Below are 21,142 nucleotides of genomic sequence, written 5' to 3'. Positions count from 1 at the left end.
GTTATCTATAACCCGCTGCTTGTTTAACAAAACTAAAATGGGTTAGTACTTCTTCAAGCTCTAGTTTTATTTGAGCACGTGCTTTTTTTGTATCGTTTTGAGTATTAGCCACTATTGCCATGGTGGTTGGATGCACTAATAAGTCTTTAGCGTAGTAACAAATAGGCGAATCTACTTTAGGTAGTTTTCCGTCAGAATGATAATCGCGTTCAATGTCATCAAGCGAAATGGTGAGCATTTCATCAGAGGCAGACAAAACAGCTGATAAGTAGTTTTTACATGCGCTTTCTTTACTCATAAATTCAGGTAATAGTTGTTTTGACAGATTAACAAGCTCAATACTTTTTTCGGTTAATTCTTTAAATGAAGCCGTTGTTATATTCGCCTCAACTTTTTCTGCAAGCTGTTCGTATTGCTCCCAGTTATTTGCTTTAGTTGCGTTTGCACTTTGAGTAAATAGCACAGCTGATAAAGCAATGATTAATATGGTCTTCATTTTATTTCCTGCAAAGTCTTAGAGACTTGTAAATATAAGCTTAAATAACATAAGGAAACTATATCTTAACTATGCTCTTACATAAATGAATACCACCTTGAGAAATACTCATATCATCTCAAGAGTGGACGTTACTAGAAAGCTAAATTGATAGTTGCAAACTAAATGATATTATCTCGGTTTATATTGCTTATAAGGACTTAAAAATGCGTTTAAAAGGGAAGTTAATAAAGTGGAATAACGAAAAAGCCTTTGGCTTTATTGCACCTAATGGCGGTGGTGATCAGGTTTTTATTCACAGAACGGGTTTTTCAAACCGTATACGCACTCCTCAAATAAACGATGTTATAACCTTTTCTATAAGTAAAGATAAGCAAGGTCGCTATTGTGCAAACGATGCAACGTATGCAGGCGAAAAGTTAAAAGTAAAACAAGCTAAAGGTAGTAATAAGTTTTCAATTTATTTATCTGTGATCTTTTTAGTGGGCTTAACATTAGCTTTAATGATGGGATATTTACCTGAAAATATTGTATTTATATATTTAGGTATGAGCTTTGTTACCTTTTTTGCGTATGCGCTTGATAAGTCTAAAGCAAAACGAGGGGCGTGGCGTACTCCAGAAAGTACTTTACATGCCTTAGCCTTAGTGGGCGGCTGGCCAGGTGCAGCCATTGCGCAACAATTACTTAGGCATAAATCTCAGAAAAAAGACTTTAGGTTTGTTTTTTGGCTTACCGTTATTATTAATTGTTGTGCATTAGCGTGGTTAATATCGCCTAATGGCTTACCTTTTATGCTTGTATTCCAGTAACTATGTGCGGCATATCAATATGCCGCAGAGCTTTTTTATTTTTATTTTCATATCCAAGCTAAGAATATTTAAAGATAATTCATCATAATATCTAAATAAGAATTGATATCATTCGCGTTTATGTTAATATCTGCGCTAATTATCATAATTGAACAAATTAGTGGAAGCGTAATGAAGTTAAGTCAAATTTTTATTGGTGTTAGTTTAGGGCTGGTTGCTCTATCAAGTTCAGCCGAACTGCAAGACAAAAACAATAATAAAAAAGATATTGAAGTGATAAAAATTAAAGGTAGTTACTTTAATAATTATCAGGTCGATAATGCTTCAGGCGCTATGCGTGCTAATGTTTCACTACTTGAAACTGCGCAGGCTGTTACGGTTATTCCAGAAACTATTATTGATGAGCAGCTAGCGACGACATTAGGTGAAGTACTCAATAACGACGCAAGTTTATCGCCGGGTTCTAAGCAAAGAAACCGTGAAGTATTTAGCTCGCGCGGCTTTGAATTAAGCTCTTCTACCGGATATTTACGCGATGGTCATCAACATTGGTCTCATTATCAACAACCTATCGAAACCTTATCACGTGTAGAAGTTATTAAAGGCCCCTCAAGTATTTTATATGGTCAATCGGCTCCAGGTGGCTTGATTAACATGGTAACCAAGCAACCAACGTCAACATCGTTATTAGAAGTCAGTGCAGACACCGATCAAAACGGTTCAACACGCTTTATGCTTGATGCGGGTGGAGAGATAATGGCTGACACCAATTACCGTGCGGTTTTGGTTAAGCAAGACGTAAATTTTGATCGTGAATACCAAAATGGTGAAAAACGTGAGCGTGATCGTTTTTTAGGTTCGCTTATTGTTGAACATCAAGTTAGCGATAATTTTATTGTAAATGCTTATTACGACCGAACGAATGACAAAGCAGGTTTAGATACCGGCGCATGGTTAAATGCTGATGGCGATGTGATCAGTAATGAACATACCATTAATGACTTCTCTTGGGCATTTACAGATATTACGGTTGAAAACAAAGGCCTTAAATTAACGTACTTTGTTAACCCTGAATGGCAAGTTAAAGTAGGCTACAACGAACAAGACTTTGAACGTCAACGTTTTGAATCATCACCTAAAATGCCTTCAAATTACCAACAAGGTGATAGTTACTCATCTAACCCTTATGATCGCCACGATGATTGGAAATTCAAAACAGCATTTATTGATATTAACGGTGAAGTATCTTTTGGTGGTGTTGAACACAACATCTTAATTGGTGCCAACAGCCTTGATTATTACTATGGTCAGTTAAGAACATCAGCAGATAGCATTAGTTATACGCCAGGTCAAACTGAGCCAATGAGACCTAATGTTAGCTATAAAACGGATACAAGTTTAAGTACTACAGAATATGATTATTATGGCATTTACTTTCAAGATCTAATGTCTTTCAACGAACGTTGGCAAGTGGCTATTGGTGGTCGTTACGACAAACAAAATAAAGAAAATGCCGACAACGAATCGTTATTACCTAAAGTAGGCGTGCTGTATCATCCTGCTGAAAATAGTACGATTTATGTTAACTATTCTGAAGGTTTTGAGCCACAAGCACGTGAACATATAGATGATGTTCGTGATAGAAATGACGGAATGAAAATCGACGCAACCACCTCTAAGCAAATAGAAATAGGTGCAAAGTGGCAAGTGTCTAATCGCTTATTATTAAATGCGGCTATTTTTGATATTGAAAAAAGTGGAACGTTAATTTCAGAAAGACTACTTGATGATCCGCTATTTGATACGGTTACCACGCAAGCCGGACTTCAAAAACATAAAGGTGTAGAGCTTTCAGCACAAGGCGCTATTACAGATAAATGGTTTGTGATCACATCGGTTATGTATTTAGATGCTAACTACGAAGAAGATGCAAAGTATCAAGGAAACACACCTGTTGATGCACCAGAGTGGTCTGCATCGTTATGGTCGCGTTACGAATTAACAGAACAATTAGCGTTAAACGCAGGTATTTTTTACCAAGGTGAACGCTTTGCTGATAACGATAATACCGTATCTAAAGACTCATACAGCCGAGTAGATGTTGGTGCTACTTACCAAACAAGAATAATGGGCAAAAAAGTTGATTTACGACTAAACGTAGAAAACTTATTTGATGCTGACTACCTTGCCGGCGGTGGTATTAACAACGTAACCATTGGCGATGGTGCTACGGCTCGTTTTGAAGTGAAAACCTCTTTTTAAAAACGGTCGCTGTTAATGCTAGAATAGCTAAATACTGTAAATTATTATTAAACAAATCAAGCACCCTTCGGGGTGCTTTAACGTAAGAAAAGCAAATGAATATTAGAAAATTCTTTTTTTGGTTCCACCTTATTATTGGCTGTAGTGCAGCTATTTTTATTTTTCTTATGTCGATTACCGGCGTTGGACTTACTTACGAAAGACAAATGATCCAATCAGCACAAGTGGCTGATTTTCCTGTAGCACCTAGCGAAAATGCCACGCGCTTATCACTTGATAACGTGATTGCAATAGCAAAAACATATGACACTGAAAAAGAACCCTCTATTAGTTTTTCTAACGAAAACAACGCACCCTTTATTGTTAAAGAAGGCCGTAAAACACTGGCTTATTTAAATCCGTTTACAGGGAAAGAAATGTTAGAACCGGGCCAACAAACCAAGGTGTTTTTCGGCAAGTTAAGAGCATTTCATCGGTGGTTAACGCTTGACGGAAAGTTTAGCGAAACCGGTCGTTGGGTTAATGGTATATCAAATGTTATTTTTTGTTTACTTGCCTTAACGGGGTTATATTTATGGTTACCCGCTAAATTCAAAAAAAGAGCTTTTAAACAAAAGCTTATAATCACTAAAAATCACAAAAATGGCCAAGCTAGAGATTACCAATGGCATAATACTTTTGGCTTTTATATGGCTCCACTGTTAATTGTAATTACATTTACCGCCTTCTTTTTCTCATTTAAATGGCCGGGTAACACCCTTAAAACATACGTGTCTTCACATGAAGAAGCCCTGCCGAAGGCACAACCATTAAAGCAAGAAAGCTTAGCTCAACAACTTAGCATGCAAACACTATGGTTACAGGTGAATAAAGACAATCCTGATTGGCAAACCGTAAGTCTTTCACTTTCAGCCGTACCGCAAAGCATTCAAACGTTTCAAGTAGATATGGGTAATGGCGGCGAACCACAAAAGCGTAAAAGTGTATTAGTAAACACTTTAAACGGAGACTTTATTGCAGAGCAAAACTTTGAAGACTATTCAACCTATCGCAAAGCAAGAAGTTACATACGTTTTTTACACACAGGCGAAATATACGGTTTAGTGGGGCAAACCTTAGCGGGATTAGCGTCATTACTCGCGTGTTTATTGGTGTATACCGGTATTGCCATGTCGTTAAGAAGATGGCAACGTAGCAGAAACTCAGCAGGTAAATAGTTTGTCTAAGCGATTTATTTCGTTGTTATAAAATTTAAATAACTTGAACAGAACGGCTCTTACATGAGCCGTTTTCACATATAGCGCTAGCTAATCTTCCACGCTTTAAATATCGACTCTGTTACTCCCAAGCTTACCAGAGCGCCAGAATGCAGAGTTTCAATTTCTTGTAATACCATAGTAATAAACTTATCTGGTGAGGCTATATTATTTTCGTGGCAGTAACGTGTAATGGCAGGTTCAATTTTACTACCCTGAATTCTGCTACGAATGATCTTTGCAATCACTTCTTTTCGTTCGGCTCTGTACTGAATTCGATAGCTGTCTATCTCTCCTAACGAGTCTTTAACTACATCATATTGCTCGCACGACTTTATATACGCCCATTGAAAAAGCTCTAACGCGGGAAGAAAATCATTCTTTTCATAAAAGTACAATAATGCTTTAAAGTAATCTTCTTGCGGTACATCAATAAAGCTTAAGGGGCAAAGGTTGCCTTTAATAAAAGGTATATTGCAAGTAAGTCGAGCCGTACGTTTATTAACATCTTCAAATGCTTGTAAATATGAAATATGAATCAGTAAGAAAAAACTTTGTTCAAAGGCATCGTCTATTTGAGCTGCCTTTCTTAACAATAACGCCAAATGTTCAGTTAATTGATGCGGGTTATTTAAAGGTAAATAAGACGATTTACCCACTTTTACTTCAACCTCACGAACTCTGCCACAGGCATTTGGGTTTTTAAGTAAATCTTGTGCCAATAAGTAATGAATATTACGTATAGTGAATGTAGAAAGTGGAATCTCATCAGCATTTTCAACTAAGAATAAAATAGCCTCTTTATGATTCATTATCATCACAGTTTCTTCATGTATTTTACCGTCGGCCGTAAAACCATTTTCGATTAGGTTTTGCGTATCAAGTTTTGAATAGGTATTGCCTTCTAAACGGCTTGAATGATAAGAAAGATCAACTAACAACCTTTGTCCAATGTGCTTAGCATAAGTGCCTGCCGCTAACGTTTGATCAAAGCGTTTACCTAATTGAAATAATTGTTCACGAACAACATCAGGAACGTATTGGGTTTGATTAGGAACATAACTCTCAATTAAATTTACTTGATAGCTGGTTTTTATTCTGCCGTAAGAGGGCGTTTCTAAATAGCTTAAGAGAGACAAGGCGTTATTTGAAAATATAGGATGATTTTTGTCTTCATCAATATCATATGCACCTATAGTAGAACTCACTTTGTCCTTATTTGAATAGGCTAATACAGAGTTGTTATTTTTATTTACGTAGTATTTTTGATTACGGCCTTTACCTTCTTTTTGTACCAAACCCTCTTCAATTAAATCTTTTAATCGGCGTTGAATAGTTTTTTTATGTATTGTTTTTTCAGTGCTTTTATTTATTTCTGTATTAATGTCACCAAGGCTCAAAGGAATAAATGCGTTACGTAAAATATTTAGCATTACGCTATATTCTTGCTGTAATCTTTTTTTTAGATTCATAAGATAAGGACATTTATTTTTGGTTTTGTCCTTATGTTAGTCGAGATAAGGACAAAACACAAATAGATAAGGACACAGTGCCGTTTGTGAATAGCCGCGTTGTTTACTCATAATTAACTGCAAATAAAGTTTCACAATTATTCTCTTGCTAATTTATATAAATTAGATAAATTAGCTAAATCTCCATAAAAAGAATAATCGTCCTATGAACGAACAAAAAATATTCGACAATATCAAACATGCATTAGGCGAAGCACCACGCAATCAGTTCACCACTGAAATGCATCTTCAAATGATCAAATACGCTGATAATCTTAAAAGCATTACCGCTAAAGAGTTTTGTGAAGGTGTTGGTCTTAAACCTAGTTTCGGCACTGAATTTTCAAAAATGCGTAATCTCACTCAGCGATTAAAAGCCGCTGGTTTAAACACAAACCAGCTTTAATACGGCTAACTTAAAAAGGATTAAACAAATTTCCCATGGCAATTAAAAAAACAGAACTTTATTCATCATTATGGGCAAGCTGTGACGAGCTACGTGGCGGAATGGATGCCAGCCAATACAAAGACTACGTACTCACCATGTTATTTATGAAGTACGTGAGCGACAAATTTAAAGGCGACCCTTACGGTATGATTGTTGTACCAAAAGGCGCAAGTTATGACGATATGGTAGCAGCCAAAGGCGATAAAGAGATTGGCGATAAAATTAATAAAATCATCTCAGCCCTTGCCGAAGAAAACGACCTTAAAGGCGTTATTGACGTTGCCGATTTCAACGATGAAGACAAGCTAGGCAAAGGCAAAGAAATGATTGACCGCCTCACCAAGTTGGTTGGTATTTTTCAAGGTTTAGACCTAACAGCCAACCGCGCTGGCGGTGATGATTTATTAGGAGATGCTTACGAGTACCTAATGCGTCATTTTGCTACGGAGTCAGGTAAATCTAAAGGTCAATTTTATACACCGTCTGAAGTGTCACAAATATTAGCTAAAGTCGTAGGTATTAAAGACAATACACCACAAGATGCAACCGCTTATGATCCAACCTGTGGTTCAGGTTCTTTATTATTAAAAGCCAGTGACGAAGCACCTCGTGGATTGTCTATCTACGGGCAAGAAATGGATAATGCCACCAGCGCATTAGCCCGTATGAACATGATTTTGCATAATACTGAAACGGCAAAAATTTGGAAAGGCAATACGCTTTCAGACCCGCAATGGAAAAACTCCGATGGACAACTAAAAACGTTTGATTTTGCTGTTGCCAACCCACCATTTTCAAACAAAAACTGGACCAGCGGCTTAAATCCCGCAGCAGATCAATATAACCGTTTCACATGGGGTACACCTCCAGAGAAAAATGGTGACTACACCTTTTTATTACATATTATCAAAAGCTTAAAAAACACAGGTAAAGGTGCGGTAATCTTACCCCATGGCGTGCTATTTCGTGGTAACGCTGAAGCTAATATTCGCGCGAACCTTATAAAGCAAGGTTACATAAAAGGCATTATTGGTTTGCCCGCCAACTTGTTTTACGGGACTGGTATTCCTGCTTGCATCATAATCATCGATAAAGAACATGCGCAACAAGCGGTAACTAACTTTAACGAAGATGATGAAAACCTACCAACAATTTCAGGCCGCCCAATCTTTATGATTGATGCTTCTAAAGGTTTTATTAAAGATGGCAACAAAAACCGCCTGCGTAGCCAAGACATTCATAAAGTGGTTGATGTATTTAACAAAGGGTTAGAGCTTGAACGTTTTAGCCGTTTAGTGCCACTTGATGAAATAGCTAAGAATGATTACAACCTTAATATTCCGCGTTATATCGACTCGTCTGAGCCAGAAGATTTACACGATTTAAGCGCACACCTGCAAGGCGGCATTCCGAACCGTGATATTGATGCGCTAGAACATTACTGGCAAGTATTCCCAAGTATTCGTGCAACCCTATTCAAACCAGCGCCAGAACCTAAACGCAACGGTTACAGTCTCTGTATGCTTGAAGCCAGCCAAGTTAAAAGTAGCATTCTTGCTCATCAAGAGTTTAAAGACTTTGCCAGCCGTAGTTTATTACCATTCAAAAAATGGATACCTGAGGCAAAGCTTAAAGACATTAAAGTTGGTGATAACCCGAAAAACTTTATCTTTAACATTTCAGAAAACTTACTGAATGCTTATGCCAATAGCGACTTATTAAGTAAATACGACATTTACCAAATCCTTATGGATTACTGGGCTGAAACCCTACAAGACGATGTATATGTATTGGCGCAAGATGATTGGCAAGCAGGCAACACCCTGCGAGAACTGATTGCTAAAAAAGGCGAAAAGCTCAAAGAAACGGCTGATTTAATCATTAACAAGAAAAAGTACAAAGCTGAACTTATTCCGCCAAGCCTTATTGTCGCTCGTTATTTTTCTGATGAACAAGCCAAGGTTGATGCGCTACAAGCGAAACAAGATGAAGCCACTCAAGTACTAGAAAACTACCTAGAGGAAAATGGTGGTGAAGATGGTTCACTAGTTGATGCCATCAACGACAAAGACAAAATCACTAAAGCCAGTGTTGCTGCCAGAGCTAAGCTAGCAACTGACAGTGATGAAGTTAAAGTACTTAAACAAGCAACTAAGTTGTTTAACGCTGAAACTGCCGCTAAAAAATCAGTCAAAGAAGCGCAAGAGGCTTTGGATTTAGCCGTATTTAACCAATATCCAAAACTGACTATTAATGAAATTAAAAATCTGATTGTTGATGATAAGTGGTTAGCCACATTACAAGCCAATATCGTTGCTGAGATTGAACGTGTCACACAACAAATGGCAAACCGAGTTAAAGAGCTGGAAGAACGTTATAGCACACCCTTACCAACCCTTTCTAAATCGGTTGATGACTTAAGCGATAAAGTCGCATACCACTTAAAAGCAATGGGCTTGGAGTGGTCGTTATGAGTGCTTTAGAGCAAGTGATTCCTGATGGTTACAAGCAAACTGATGTTGGGGTAATTCCTAATGATTGGAATGCAAAAACTTTTGGTCAGGTAATGCAGATTAGGCATGGTAAAGATCAAAAAGCAGTGCAAGTTAGCGATGGGCGTTATCCAATATTTGGGACTGGCGGTAAGATGGGCGAAACTAATACAGCCCTTTACGACAAACCTTCGGTACTTATTGGAAGAAAAGGAACAATCAATAAACCTCGCTTTATTGATACTCCGTTTTGGACAGTTGATACACTGTTTTACTCTGAAGTCTCTAAAAAGGAATCAGCCAAGTTTATTTACTACAAATTCTGCATGATTGACTGGATGCAATACAATGAAGCGTCAGGAGTACCAAGCCTGAATGCGAGCACTATTGAGAGTGTTGTAGCATCTTTTCCTGAAACTAGTGAAGAACAAGCCGCCATTGCCAATGCATTATCCGATGTCGATGCACTATTAACGGAATTGGAAAAGCTGATTGCGAAAAAACAAGCGATTAAAACCGCCACCATGCAGCAGCTGCTAACAGGTAAAACCCGTTTACCGCAGTTTGCTACTTATAGTGAAGGCGAAAAGCAAGGTCAACCTAAAGGCACAAAATCCAGTGAACTAGGCGAAATACCTGAGGATTGGGATGTTAGTAATATTGGCTCAGTATTATCAATCACCACTGGTAGTAGAAATACACAGGATAAATTATCGGATGGTCAATATCCTTTTTTTGTGAGATCACAAACAATTGAGCGTATTAATACTTACTCTTTTGATGGCGAAGCAGTACTTACTGCTGGTGACGGGGTTGGTACAGGCAAAATTTTTCATTACATGAATGGAAAATTTGATTATCACCAAAGAGTTTATTTGATGTATAACTTTGGTGACCGAATTGACGGTTATTACTTTTATATTTATTTTAGCAATTTTTTCTACGATAGGATCATGTCTATGACAGCAAAGTCGTCTGTGGATTCTGTTCGCAGAGAAATGATTGCTGATATGTTGATTACACTACCATCAAAAGAAGAACAAACCGCTATCGCCACTATCCTCTCGGATATGGATAACGAAATCCAAACCCTTGAAAAGCGCTTGGCGAAAACCCGCCAAATCAAACAAGGCATGATGCAACAGCTACTGACAGGCCGCACACGCTTACCATTTGATTCAGCCCCTAAAGGTGATTTTGAAAATGCTTTTGAAGGCAAGCAGGAGGTCGAAAATGCCAACTGAACAAAGCCTTACACAATTGCATGCTCTGTTAAAAGAGTTATGTCATTTACCTAACGAAACCGAATGGGTGGAGTTTAAACATAATCCTGATGTGATTAAAATTGGCGAATATATCTCAGCGCTAGCAAACTCTGCAGCACTCCTTGGTAAGCAAACTGCGTACTTAGTTTATGGTGTTGATGATAAAACCCACGGGGTAATTGGTACTACTTTTAAGCCATTAATTCAAAAACACAAAGGGCAAGAGTTAGAAAGCTGGTTGTTACAAAAAACCGCACCCAAAATTCACTTTCAGTTTTATGAATTTACTCATACTAATGATAAGCACGTAGTGATTGTTGAGATTCAAGCGGCTACTCATACACCTGTTCAGTTTGATGGCATAGAATATATTCGTGTCGGTAGTTATAAAAAGAAATTACGTGAGTTTGCAGAGAAAGAGCGAGCATTATGGCGTGTGTTTGATAACACCCCATTTGAGCAACAATTAGCGGCTGAAAACTGTAGCGTAGAAGAGGTGCTTAAATTAATAGATTACCCTGCTTATTTTGATTTAGTTGGTTTGCCTTTACCTGAAGGACGACAAGGCATTTTAAATGCACTTGAAGCTGATAAGTTAATTATTGCAACAGAATCAGCTAAATGGCACATCACGAACCTTGGTGCGATATTATTTGCCAAAAAACTGCAAGACTTTCAGCACTTGGCTCGTAAAGCTGTTCGGTTAGTGCAATATAAGGGCAATAGCCGAGTAGAAACAGTACGAGAGCTTGAAGGTAATAAAGGCTATGCCGTTGGCTTTGAAGGACTTATTGATTATTTAAAAAACCTATTACCCTCTAATGAAGAAATTGGTAAAGCGTTTCGTAAAGAAGTGCCTATGTATCCTGAGCTTGCTATACGTGAATTAGCTGCTAACGCTATTATCCATCAAGACTTTTCGTTAACCGGAACAGGGCCTATGGTTGAGTTATTCGATACCCGTATGGAAATAACCAACCCAGGTATTCCGCTGGTTGATACCGATCGGTTTTTAGATTCTCCACCTCGAAGCAGAAACGAAGCTTTAGCTTCTTTTATGCGTCGCATTAATATTTGCGAAGAGCGTGGTACGGGAATTGATAAAGTGATATTTCAGACTGAGTTATATCAATTGCCCGCACCTTTATTTGAAGTAACTGATAATCACACACGTAGCGTTTTATTTGGCCATAGAGAGTTTGCTGAAATGGATAAAGAAGATCGCATTCGTGCTTGTTATCAGCATTGTTGTTTGAAGCATGTGAATAGGGAGCATATGAATAACAAGTCTTTGCGTGAACGCTTTGCTATTGCTGAAAAAAATAGCGCTATGGTAAGTAGAATAATAAAAGATACAGTCCATTCTGGTCTAATTAAACCTTACGATGCCGATGCCGGAACTAAAGCAATGCGTTATGTTCCACACTGGTATTAATTTGCTTGACCGTTGCTTGACTGAGTTGTCAATTAGGGAAGTATTACATTAATACGAAGTCCTTAAATTGTTGTAAAGTAAGTGTTTTTTAAATCAATACTTGCTTGATTGAAAAGTTTTAAAAGGAAGTAATATGAGTAATGTCGGCCAATTAGAACGTAAAACCCAAAATCGAGTTGTTAAATTTTTTAAAGAACAGCTTGATTATGATTACTTAGGTGATTGGGAATACCGTGACGGTAATAGCAACATTGAAACAGACTTGCTTACCAAGTGGCTAAAAAATCGCAAAGTATCCGATGCGCTTATTAAGCGCACATTAAGAAAATTAGATGCTGCCGCAGCCCTTGGCGAAGGTAAAAAGCTCTATGATGCCAATAAAGAAGTATATCGTCTGCTGCGTTATGGCGTGAAAGAAAAAGAAGGCACGGGTGAGCAAAACCAAACGGTATGGCTAATTGACTGGGAAAACCCAGAAGCCAATAACTTTGCCATCGCTGAAGAAGTTACCGTAAAAGGCGAACAGCTCTCACCTAAAAGAAAACGCCCTGATATTGTGATTTACGTCAATGGTATTGCGCTAGGCGTGATTGAATTAAAGCGCTCATCGGTATCAGTCAGTGAAGGTATTCGCCAAAACTTAGATAACCAGAAGAAAGCGTTTATCCGCAATTTCTTTACCACCATGCAACTTGTGATGGCGGGAAACGATACCCAAGGTATTCGCTATGGCACGATTGAAACCTCAGAAAAATATTATTTAGAATGGAAAGAGCCAGAGAGCAGTTGCGCTGGTGTAACAGTAGAAACCCCATTAGATATTCAAATTGCTCAGCTCTGTAATAAAAAACGTTTTTTACAGTTTATTCACGACTTTATTGTATTTGATGCTGGGGTTAAAAAGACCTGTCGGCACAATCAGTTTTTTGGTATTCAAGCTGCGAAAAAGCATGTTAAATCAAAACAAGATGGCATTATTTGGCATACGCAGGGCTCAGGTAAAAGCCTAACCATGGTGTGGTTGGCTAAATGGATCCGTGAAAATGTCACTGATTCTCGTGTTTTGATTGTAACGGATAGAACAGAACTTGATGAGCAAATTGAAAAGGTGTTCTCTGGCGTTGATGAAGAAATTTATCGTACCAAAAGTGGTAGAGATCTGGTTGCTACCTTAAATCAACCTAACCCTTGGTTATTTTGTTCGCTGGTGCATAAATTCGGACGTAATGGTGAAGCTCCTAGTGATGAAGATGATGAGGCCGCCACTAAAGATTACCTTGATGCCCTCACCCAAAATTTACCCAATGACTTTGCTGCTAAAGGTAATTTATTTGTTTTTGTTGATGAGTGCCACAGAACACAATCAGGAAAATTACACGAAGCCATGAAGGCTCTGCTCAATAATGGAAAAGGTCCTGAAGCCATGTTTGTTGGTTTTACAGGTACACCTTTGATGAAAAAGGATAAGAAAAAGTCTTTAGAGGTATTTGGACCTTATATTCATACTTATAAATTTGATGAAGCTGTAAATGATGGTGTTGTACTCGATTTACGCTATGAAGCAAGAGATATCGACCAATATTTAACCTCAGAGAAAAAAGTCGATCAATGGTTTGAAGCAAAAACTAAAGGGCTTTCAAATCTTGCCAAAATGCAGCTCAAACAGAAATGGGGCACAATGCAAAAAGTGCTCTCTAGCAAGTCTCGCTTAGAACAAATTGTTAGTGATATTTTAATGGATATGGAGATCAAACCTGCCCTTATGTCTGGCAGGGGTAACGCCATGTTAGTTTGTGCAAGTGTTCATCAGGCTTGTGTTGTTTATGATTTGTTCAGCAAGACAGATCTTGCGGGTAAGTGTGCTGTGGTAACAAGCTATCAGCCCACAGCCAGTACTATAAAAGGTGAAGAATCAGGCGAAGGATTAACTGAAAAATTATTTAAGTATGATACTTATCGCAAAATGCTTGCTGACTATTTTGAACAAACTGAAGACGAAGCAGCTAAACGTGTTGAAGAGTTTGAAAAAGCGGTTAAAAAGCGGTTTGTTGAAGAACCTGGACAAATGCGGTTATTGATTGTAGTTGATAAGTTGCTTACCGGTTTTGATGCACCTTCTGCTACCTATTTATACATTGATAAAAAGATGGCTGATCATAACCTTTTCCAAGCGATTTGCCGTGTTAATAGGCTTGATGGCGAAGATAAAGATTACGGTTACATCGTAGATTATAAAGATTTGTTTCGCTCTTTAGATAAAGCCATAAAAGATTTCACAGCAGAAGCTTTCGATGGTTATGATGAAGAAGATGTTGCTGGTTTATTAAAAGACCGACTAAAAGAATCTAGATCGGATTTAGACAATGCTTTGGAAGCCGTTAGAACTTTATGTGAGCCAGTAAAAGCACCAAGAGACACTAAAGATTTCATTCATTTTTTCTGTGGTATATCGGGTGTAGAGCCTGAAGATGAAAATGAACGAAATGAAAAAGAAGAACTACGCTTAACGCTTTATCAAACAGTTGCCAAACTTATTCGTGCATACACCAACGTTGCAAATGAAATGGAACAAGCTGGTTATACACAAGCTGAGTCAGAAAAGGTTAAGAAAGAAGTCGCTTATTTTGAAAAAGTAAGAGATGAGGTAAAGTGGGCTAGTGGCGATAACCTTGACATGAAACAGTTTGAACCAGCAATGCGTCATTTACTTGATATGTATATTCGCGCTGATGATAGTGAGGTGCTTATGGACTTTGAGGAGCTTGGTTTAATTGATTTAGTGATAAATAACAACGGCAAAGGACTTGAGTCTTTACCTGAAAGCCTTAGGGAAGATGAAGATGCAATGGCTGAAGCTATTGAGAATAATGTTAGAAAAACCATTGTTGATGAAAATCCAGTAAACCCTAAGTATTTTGATAGCATGGCAACATTACTTGATGCAATTATTAAGCAACGTAGAGAGCAAGCAATTAGTTATCAAGAGTATTTAGAACAAATTAGAGCCTTAGCAAAAAAAGTCGTTAATCCGACAGGAAATAGTACGCATAATTACCCTGAAACTGTAGATACGCCAGCCAAGCAGGCCATTTACGATAACTTTGGTAATGATGAAGTATTAACAACTAAAATAGATACAGCTGTGCGATATACAAAAAAAGCTGAATGGAATGGTGATAGATTTAAAGAACGTGAGATTGCCAATGCTATTCGAGAAGAAACGGCTAGTTACCAAGTGGATATTGTTGATGTAATGGAGCTTATAAAAGCGCAAAAGGAATATCGTTAGTGGTTAAAGCTGATATTGAAGTGACAAAAATAGGCGGTATTAATGTCGATATTAACCGTAGAGACATTAAAAATATTCACTTGAGCGTATTACCGCCAAACGGCAGAGTTAGGCTATCTGTACCAAATAAAACCACAGAACAAGCCATTAGACTTGCTATTGTTAATAAACTTGCATGGATTAAAAAGCAGCAAGCGGATTTTGCTGGGCAAGAACGTCAATCTATTCGTGAAATGGTTAATGGTGAATGCCACTATCTTTGGGGTAAGAAGTATCGATTAGCCATTCAGCTGCCTCAAGGTAAGTATGCTGTAAATGCAAAAGGAAATGGTCAATTAGAACTTAAAGTGAGTGAAGCGACTTCAACCGATAATCGTCTAAAGCTGCTAAATCGCTTTTACCGAGATGAAATGCAGCGTTCATTAGAGAAGTTGGTTCCATTATGGCAAAAGAAACTCGGTGTCGAAGCGGATTTTCTTAACATTAAGAAGATGAAAACCAAATGGGGAAGTTGCAATATTCAATCTAAACGAATTTGGCTTAACCTTGAACTCGCCAAAAAACCTCCTGAATGTATGGAGTATATCTTGGTACACGAGTTAATTCATTTGCTTGAACGGCACCATAATGATCGTTTTCGTTTATTAATGAATAAACACATGCCTAATTGGCGTGAACGCAGAGATTTACTCAATAGTTTACCTCTGGCTTATGAAGATTGGAGCTATTAACTTATTTTTAGACCTTTTCTAATAAGGGAGTAACCTCATATTTGGAAAAACTCACTGAATCTAAATTCCACACAAACCCCAATAAATACAACAGGGTTGCGTTTATTTACAGGCTGTATATACTAACAGTTATCACTGTTGAAAAACACAGGTTATAACCTAAGGAATATAATGCGCCCATTAACTCCCAGACAAGAACAAATATTTGATCTGATTAAAGAAAAAATATCTGAAACGGGTATGCCACCTACACGTGCTGAAATAGCTGACTTTTTTGGTTTTAAGTCGGCTAATGCTGCTGAAGAACACCTTAAAGCGTTAGCTAAAAAAGGTTATATAGATATGCTACCGGGCACTTCTCGTGGTATTCGACTTACCGAGCAATTTGTAGAGCAAGATGGATTGCCTTTAATTGGCAGGGTTGCTGCTGGAGAGCCAATTCTTGCGCAAGAGCATGTTGAAGAGCATTACAAAATTGATGGCACTATGTTTAAACCGTGCGCCGACTATTTACTCCGTGTAAATGGTGAGAGTATGAAAGATATTGGTATTCTTGATGGCGATTTACTCGCTGTGCATCAAACCACTGATGTAAAAAACGGGCAGGTAATTGTAGCAAGAGTAGAAGATGATGTTACGGTTAAGCGTTTTAAACGTGAAGGTAATGTTGTGTATTTACATGCTGAAAATGAAGAGTTTTCACCTATTGTTGTTGATTTAACTACGCAGCAATTTAATGTTGAGGGTATTGCAGTAGGTGTTATTCGATCAGCTGATTGGATGTAATATTTATTTTTGTTTGTACACAAAGCTATTAGTTTCATAAATCCGCAGAGTTTGCTTTTTAATCGTTTTTAATTGAAAGTAAATTCTGTTTTATCTCCTTTTAATCCTATTTTTGAGGTTAGTTCCTCGTTTTAATACTTCAATTCATTTAAATTAGGCAATTGCCTACCACCTGGTTAAAAATCAACCACCTCGCATTTCTTGAAATAAAATAAATAATTGTCTTAAATAAAAGGGTTGTTTAAAAATAAAACAATCGTTAGCCTCATTGTAAGTAAGGCTCTCAGCACCTTAGAGTTGTTACTCTATTGTATTTATTAATATTTATTAATGTAATCACTCTAATTTAAAATTTGACCTAGATTAATATTTGGGTAATTCTAGAATAGAAAGTATACAAAATGATATTGAGTTGATGTTTGGTACTTATACACTCGTAGAGCGAATAATAATAAATATAGAATAGCGAAAACGTTCAAAGTATGACTGTTCATTGAGCAGGTTTTGCCTTTTTTGCGTTAACAGAGGAGTGAGGGGGATGTCGAGTTATGGGACGTAACCTATGTTGGCTGATCTTGGGGAGTTTATTTTCGAGTTCAGTATTAGCAGATATGCAGTTAAATCTAACTAAGGGGGTAACCGAGGTAAGTAGAGATGTTTATGATCTACATATGTTGGTTATGTATATTTGTACTGTTATTGGTATCTTTGTTTTTGGTGCCATGTTCTGGTCAATGGTCTTTCACCGAAAATCTAAAGGCGCAAAGGCTGCATCTTTTCACGAAAGCACTAAGGTAGAAATACTTTGGACCGCTATTCCAATAGTAATTCTAATTGCTATGGCTATTCCGGCCACTAAAACGTTAATTGAAATGGAAAATAACGACGATTCAGACGTTACCATTCAAGTAACGGCCTCTCAGTGGAAATGGCACTATAAATACTTTGATCAAAACATTGAGTTTTATTCTGTTTTAGCAACACCTCGCGATCAATACGAAAACCAATCAGGTACTTCAGCGGCTAAAGGCGAGCATTATTTACTTGAGGTAGATAAGCATCTTGTTATTCCTGCTAATAAAAAAGTGCGTTTTTTAATTACGTCTGACGATGTTATTCATGCTTGGTGGGTGCCAGCGTTTGCTGTTAAGCAAGATGCTAACCCCGGTTTTATCAACGAAGCTTGGACAAATGTTGATAAGCCAGGTATTTACCGAGGCCAGTGTGCTGAGCTTTGTGGTAAAGACCATGGATTTATGCCCATTGTGGTTGAGGTGAAATCTGAAGAAGATTACGCCAAGTGGCTTGATGAACAACATGAGTTACTTGCACAAGCTGCTGAAGCTGAAAAAGCCTCGTTAAATGCCTCTATTCCTATGGAAGAGTTAATGACGTTAGGTGAAACAACTTATGTTGCTTATTGTGCTGCGTGTCATCAAGTGGGTGGTACAGGTCTTCCTCCTGCATTCCCTGCACTTAAAGACAGCCCAGTTGCTACGGGTGATATAGCGACTCATATCTCAACGGTATTTAATGGTAAAGCTGGTACAGGTATGCAAGGTTACGGCAAACAGCTTTCGTTAAAACAAATTGCTGCTGTTGTTACTTATGAGCGTAATGCTTGGGGTAACAATACGGGCGATGCTGTGCAAGCGGCTGATGTTCAAGCGGCGGTTGGCGGTTCTGTTGATAACGTTAAAGATATGGCGAAAGAAGCGGCTGCTGTAGTTGAAGACAAAGTTGCAGATATAGCAGCGCTTGTTGAAGAAGCAGTTCCTGCAGAAGACCTATCAAAAGAATATTCAAAAGACGAATTGATGAAAATGGGCCAAGAAGTTTACACAGCTTCGTGTGCTGCTTGTCATCAACCTACGGGTTCTGGTATTCCACCTGCATTTCCTGCCCTTAAAGGTAGTGCTATTGCTCTTGGCGACGTAGCGGTTCATATCGATATGGTTGTTAATGGTAGTAAGAAAAATCCAGCGATGGCAGCGTTCGGTAGTCAATTAACTAAAACTCAAATTGCTGCAGTGGTTACTTATGAGCGTAATGCTTGGGGTAACGACACAGGCGATTTAGTGCAACCCGCAGCAGTTGATGCTGCCAGTGCGAAGTAGGAGGTAGACATGACAACAGAAAATATAACAACAGAACAGTCTGATCACGATTCGCACGACGAGCATCACGATCACAAGATGACGGGGATAAAACGTTGGTTGTATACCACTAACCATAAAGACATAGGTACGCTGTACTTGTGGTTCTCGTTTATTATGTTACTTACGGGCGGTGCGTTAGCTATGGTAATTCGAGCTGAGTTATTTCAGCCCGGCTTACAAATTGTTGAACCAGACTTTTTTAATCAGTTAACAACCGTTCATGGTTTAATTATGGTGTTTGGCGCCATTATGCCTGCCTTTACCGGTTTTGCTAATTGGATGCTACCTATGATGATCGGTGCTCCAGATATGGCGTTACCGCGTATGAATAACTGGAGCTTTTGGATATTACCTTTTGCTTTCGCTATTTTATTGAGTTCGTTTTTTATGGAATCAGGTGCGCCAAACTTTGGTTGGACTTTCTACGCTCCATTATCAACAACGTATTCAAATGGTAGTACAGCATTCTTTGTTTTTGCTGTTCATATTATGGGTATTTCATCCATCATGGGGGCAATCAATATTGTTGTAACCATAATGAATTTACGTGCGCCAGGTATGACTTACATGAAAATGCCATTATTTGTTTGGACATTTTTCATCACAGCTTATTTATTAATAGCGGTAATGCCGGTGCTCGCCGGAGTGGTAACCATGCTCTTAACCGATACTTACTTTGGCACCAGCTTCTTTGATGCTGCAGGTGGTGGCGACCCGGTAATGTTCCAACATATATTTTGGTTTTTTGGTCACCCCGAAGTTTATATTATGATCCTGCCAGCGTTTGGTATTGTGTCTACTATCATTCCAGCGTTTTCTCGTAAGAAGCTGTTTGGTTATGCGTCAATGGTTTACGCAACCTCGTCTATCGCATTACTCTCTTTTATCGTTTGGGCTCATCATATGTTTACAACAGGTATGCCGTTATTTGGCGAACTGTTCTTTATGTATTGTACTATGCTGATCGCGGTTCCAACGGGTGTAAAAGTATTTAACTGGGTAGCGACTATGTGGCGCGGTTCTTTAACGTTTGAAACCCCTATGCTGTTTTCAATTGCCTTTGTTATTTTATTTACCATTGGTGGATTTTCAGGCTTGATGTTAGCGATGACGCCTGTTGATTTTCAATATCACGATACCTATTTTGTTGTAGCTCATTTCCATTATGTTTTAGTTACGGGTTCGTTATTCTCTATCTATGCAGGGGCTTATTATTGGTTACCTAAGTGGACGGGGCATATGTATAGCGAGTCATTATCTAAATGGCATTTTTGGTGCTCTCTTATCTCAGTAAACTTACTATTCTTCCCAATGCATTTCTTAGGTTTAGCGGGTATGCCACGTCGTATACCTGACTATGCTTTACAGTTTGCTGATTTTAACAAATGGGTAAGTATTGGCGGGTTCGCCTTTGGCTTATCGCAATTAATATTCTTAGCGGTTGTTATTAAGTGCATTAGGGGCGGAGCAAAAGCCGAAGCTAAACCGTGGGATGGAGCAGAAGGACTAGAATGGACTGTGGCTAGCCCAGCACCGTATCACACGTTTTCAACACCACCAAAAATTGATTAGTGATTGTTTGAATAGTAATTAATGTTGATAAAGGTATTAATGTGACTGTAGAGCAAACTGAACGAAATAAAAATAACAAAAAAGTATTATCTAAATTAATGCTTATTGTTTTTGGAATGTTTGGTTTTGGGTTTGCGTTAGTGCCTTTATATGACGTTTTTTGTGATATTACAGGGCTAAACGGTAAAACCAATGAGTCTGCAGCGACCACGTATACCGACGGTATTGATACAAGCCGCACTGTTAATGTGCAATTTATTAGTAGAACCGCTCAAGGAATTCCTTGGAAATTTGAGCCTGTTCAACGCGAAATTACTGTTCATCCTGGTGAAACGAAATTTGTAAAATTTTACGCTAAAAATGAGTCTAATCGAGATATTATCGGACAAGCTGTTCCTTCGGTATCACCGGGTTTAGCTGCGGCATACTTTCAAAAAATTGAATGTTTTTGTTTTACCCAACAACCGTTAAAAGGTAATGAAGAAGTAGAAATGGGGTTACAGTTTTATGTGGATCCTGAATTACCTAAAGATATCTCAACGCTTACCTTGTCTTATACTTTGTACGATGTAACAGGCAAAGTTGACTCATAAAAAGAATATTGCGTTTTACGCATAAATGAGGGGAA

15 protein-coding genes are annotated in these 21,142 nt (G+C 38.1%); 13 read left to right on the top strand and 2 right to left on the bottom strand.

Annotated elements, in window-relative coordinates:
- Nucleotide 1: 1 nt before the first annotated feature.
- Nucleotides 2-496, bottom strand: coding sequence for a hypothetical protein (locus B0X80_RS06385; protein ID WP_077339008.1), 495 nt, complete (start codon nt 494-496; stop codon nt 2-4).
- Nucleotides 497-702: 206 nt separating this feature from the next.
- Between B0X80_RS06385 and B0X80_RS06380 the strand changes: the two genes are divergently transcribed.
- The 3 genes from B0X80_RS06380 (at nt 703) to B0X80_RS06370 (ending at nt 4,787) form a co-directional block, all read left to right on the top strand.
- On the top strand, nt 703-1,308 hold the full coding sequence (locus B0X80_RS06380) for a DUF1294 domain-containing protein (protein ID WP_077339007.1): 606 nt from the start codon (nt 703-705) through the stop codon (nt 1,306-1,308).
- A gap of 171 nt (nt 1,309-1,479) precedes the next feature.
- Complete coding sequence (locus B0X80_RS06375) at nt 1,480-3,570, top strand: TonB-dependent receptor (RefSeq protein ID WP_077339188.1); 2,091 nt, start codon at nt 1,480-1,482, stop codon at nt 3,568-3,570.
- A gap of 95 nt (nt 3,571-3,665) precedes the next feature.
- Nucleotides 3,666-4,787, top strand: coding sequence for a PepSY-associated TM helix domain-containing protein (locus tag B0X80_RS06370; RefSeq protein WP_077339006.1), 1,122 nt, complete (start codon nt 3,666-3,668; stop codon nt 4,785-4,787).
- Between the two features lie 86 nt (nt 4,788-4,873).
- Here B0X80_RS06370 and B0X80_RS06365 read toward each other — a convergent pair whose 3' ends face one another.
- Nucleotides 4,874-6,298 carry a Fic family protein gene (locus tag B0X80_RS06365; protein ID WP_077339005.1) on the bottom strand — a complete coding sequence of 475 codons (1,425 nt, stop codon included), beginning with the start codon at nt 6,296-6,298 and terminating at the stop codon, nt 4,874-4,876.
- A 205-nt stretch (nt 6,299-6,503) separates the two neighbouring features.
- Here B0X80_RS06365 and B0X80_RS06360 point away from each other — a divergent pair, with 205 nt between their 5' ends.
- The 10 genes from B0X80_RS06360 to B0X80_RS06315 all read left to right on the top strand — a co-directional run bounded on the left by B0X80_RS06360 (nt 6,504) and on the right by B0X80_RS06315 (nt 21,107).
- A complete protein-coding gene (locus tag B0X80_RS06360) occupies nt 6,504-6,743 on the top strand; it encodes an HTH-like domain-containing protein (protein WP_077339004.1) in 240 nt (79 codons plus the stop codon).
- Nucleotides 6,744-6,778: 35 nt separating this feature from the next.
- On the top strand, nt 6,779-9,259 hold the full coding sequence (locus tag B0X80_RS06355) for a type I restriction-modification system subunit M (protein ID WP_077339003.1): 2,481 nt from the start codon (nt 6,779-6,781) through the stop codon (nt 9,257-9,259).
- Nucleotides 9,256-10,521: a restriction endonuclease subunit S gene (locus tag B0X80_RS06350; protein WP_077339002.1), complete on the top strand. Its 1,266-nt coding sequence runs from the start codon at nt 9,256-9,258 to the stop codon at nt 10,519-10,521. The genes B0X80_RS06355 and B0X80_RS06350 overlap by 4 nt, the downstream gene beginning before the upstream one ends.
- On the top strand, nt 10,511-11,977 hold the full coding sequence (locus B0X80_RS06345) for an ATP-binding protein (protein ID WP_077339001.1): 1,467 nt from the start codon (nt 10,511-10,513) through the stop codon (nt 11,975-11,977). Before B0X80_RS06350 ends, B0X80_RS06345 begins: the two co-directional genes overlap by 11 nt.
- 133 nt (nt 11,978-12,110) lie before the next feature.
- A complete protein-coding gene (locus B0X80_RS06340) occupies nt 12,111-15,266 on the top strand; it encodes a type I restriction endonuclease subunit R (protein ID WP_077339000.1) in 3,156 nt (1,051 codons plus the stop codon).
- Nucleotides 15,266-15,997, top strand: a complete 732-nt coding sequence (locus B0X80_RS06335) for a M48 family metallopeptidase (protein ID WP_245825407.1) — start codon at nt 15,266-15,268, stop codon at nt 15,995-15,997. The genes B0X80_RS06340 and B0X80_RS06335 overlap by 1 nt, the downstream gene beginning before the upstream one ends.
- A 171-nt stretch (nt 15,998-16,168) precedes the next feature.
- On the top strand, nt 16,169-16,783 hold the full coding sequence (gene lexA, locus B0X80_RS06330) for a transcriptional repressor LexA (RefSeq protein WP_077338999.1): 615 nt from the start codon (nt 16,169-16,171) through the stop codon (nt 16,781-16,783).
- A gap of 548 nt (nt 16,784-17,331) precedes the next feature.
- On the top strand, nt 17,332-18,900 hold the full coding sequence (gene coxB, locus B0X80_RS06325; protein WP_077338998.1) for a cytochrome c oxidase subunit II: 1,569 nt from the start codon (nt 17,332-17,334) through the stop codon (nt 18,898-18,900).
- 78 nt (nt 18,901-18,978) lie between these two features.
- The gene (ctaD, locus tag B0X80_RS06320) at nt 18,979-20,514 is read left to right on the top strand and encodes a cytochrome c oxidase subunit I (RefSeq protein ID WP_425439695.1); all 1,536 of its coding nucleotides are present in this window, start codon (nt 18,979-18,981) and stop codon (nt 20,512-20,514) included.
- 41 nt (nt 20,515-20,555) lie between these two features.
- The gene (locus B0X80_RS06315; RefSeq protein ID WP_281252997.1) at nt 20,556-21,107 is read left to right on the top strand and encodes a cytochrome c oxidase assembly protein; all 552 of its coding nucleotides are present in this window, start codon (nt 20,556-20,558) and stop codon (nt 21,105-21,107) included.
- Nucleotides 21,108-21,142 lie beyond the last annotated feature (35 nt).

The organism is Pseudocolwellia agarivorans (genome assembly GCF_002000085.1).
In the GTDB taxonomy this organism is placed as follows: Bacteria; Pseudomonadota; Gammaproteobacteria; order Enterobacterales; family Alteromonadaceae; genus Pseudocolwellia; species Pseudocolwellia agarivorans.
The sequence above is the reverse complement of the archived record's forward strand: the minus strand, read 5'-3'. Positions and strand labels throughout refer to the sequence as shown.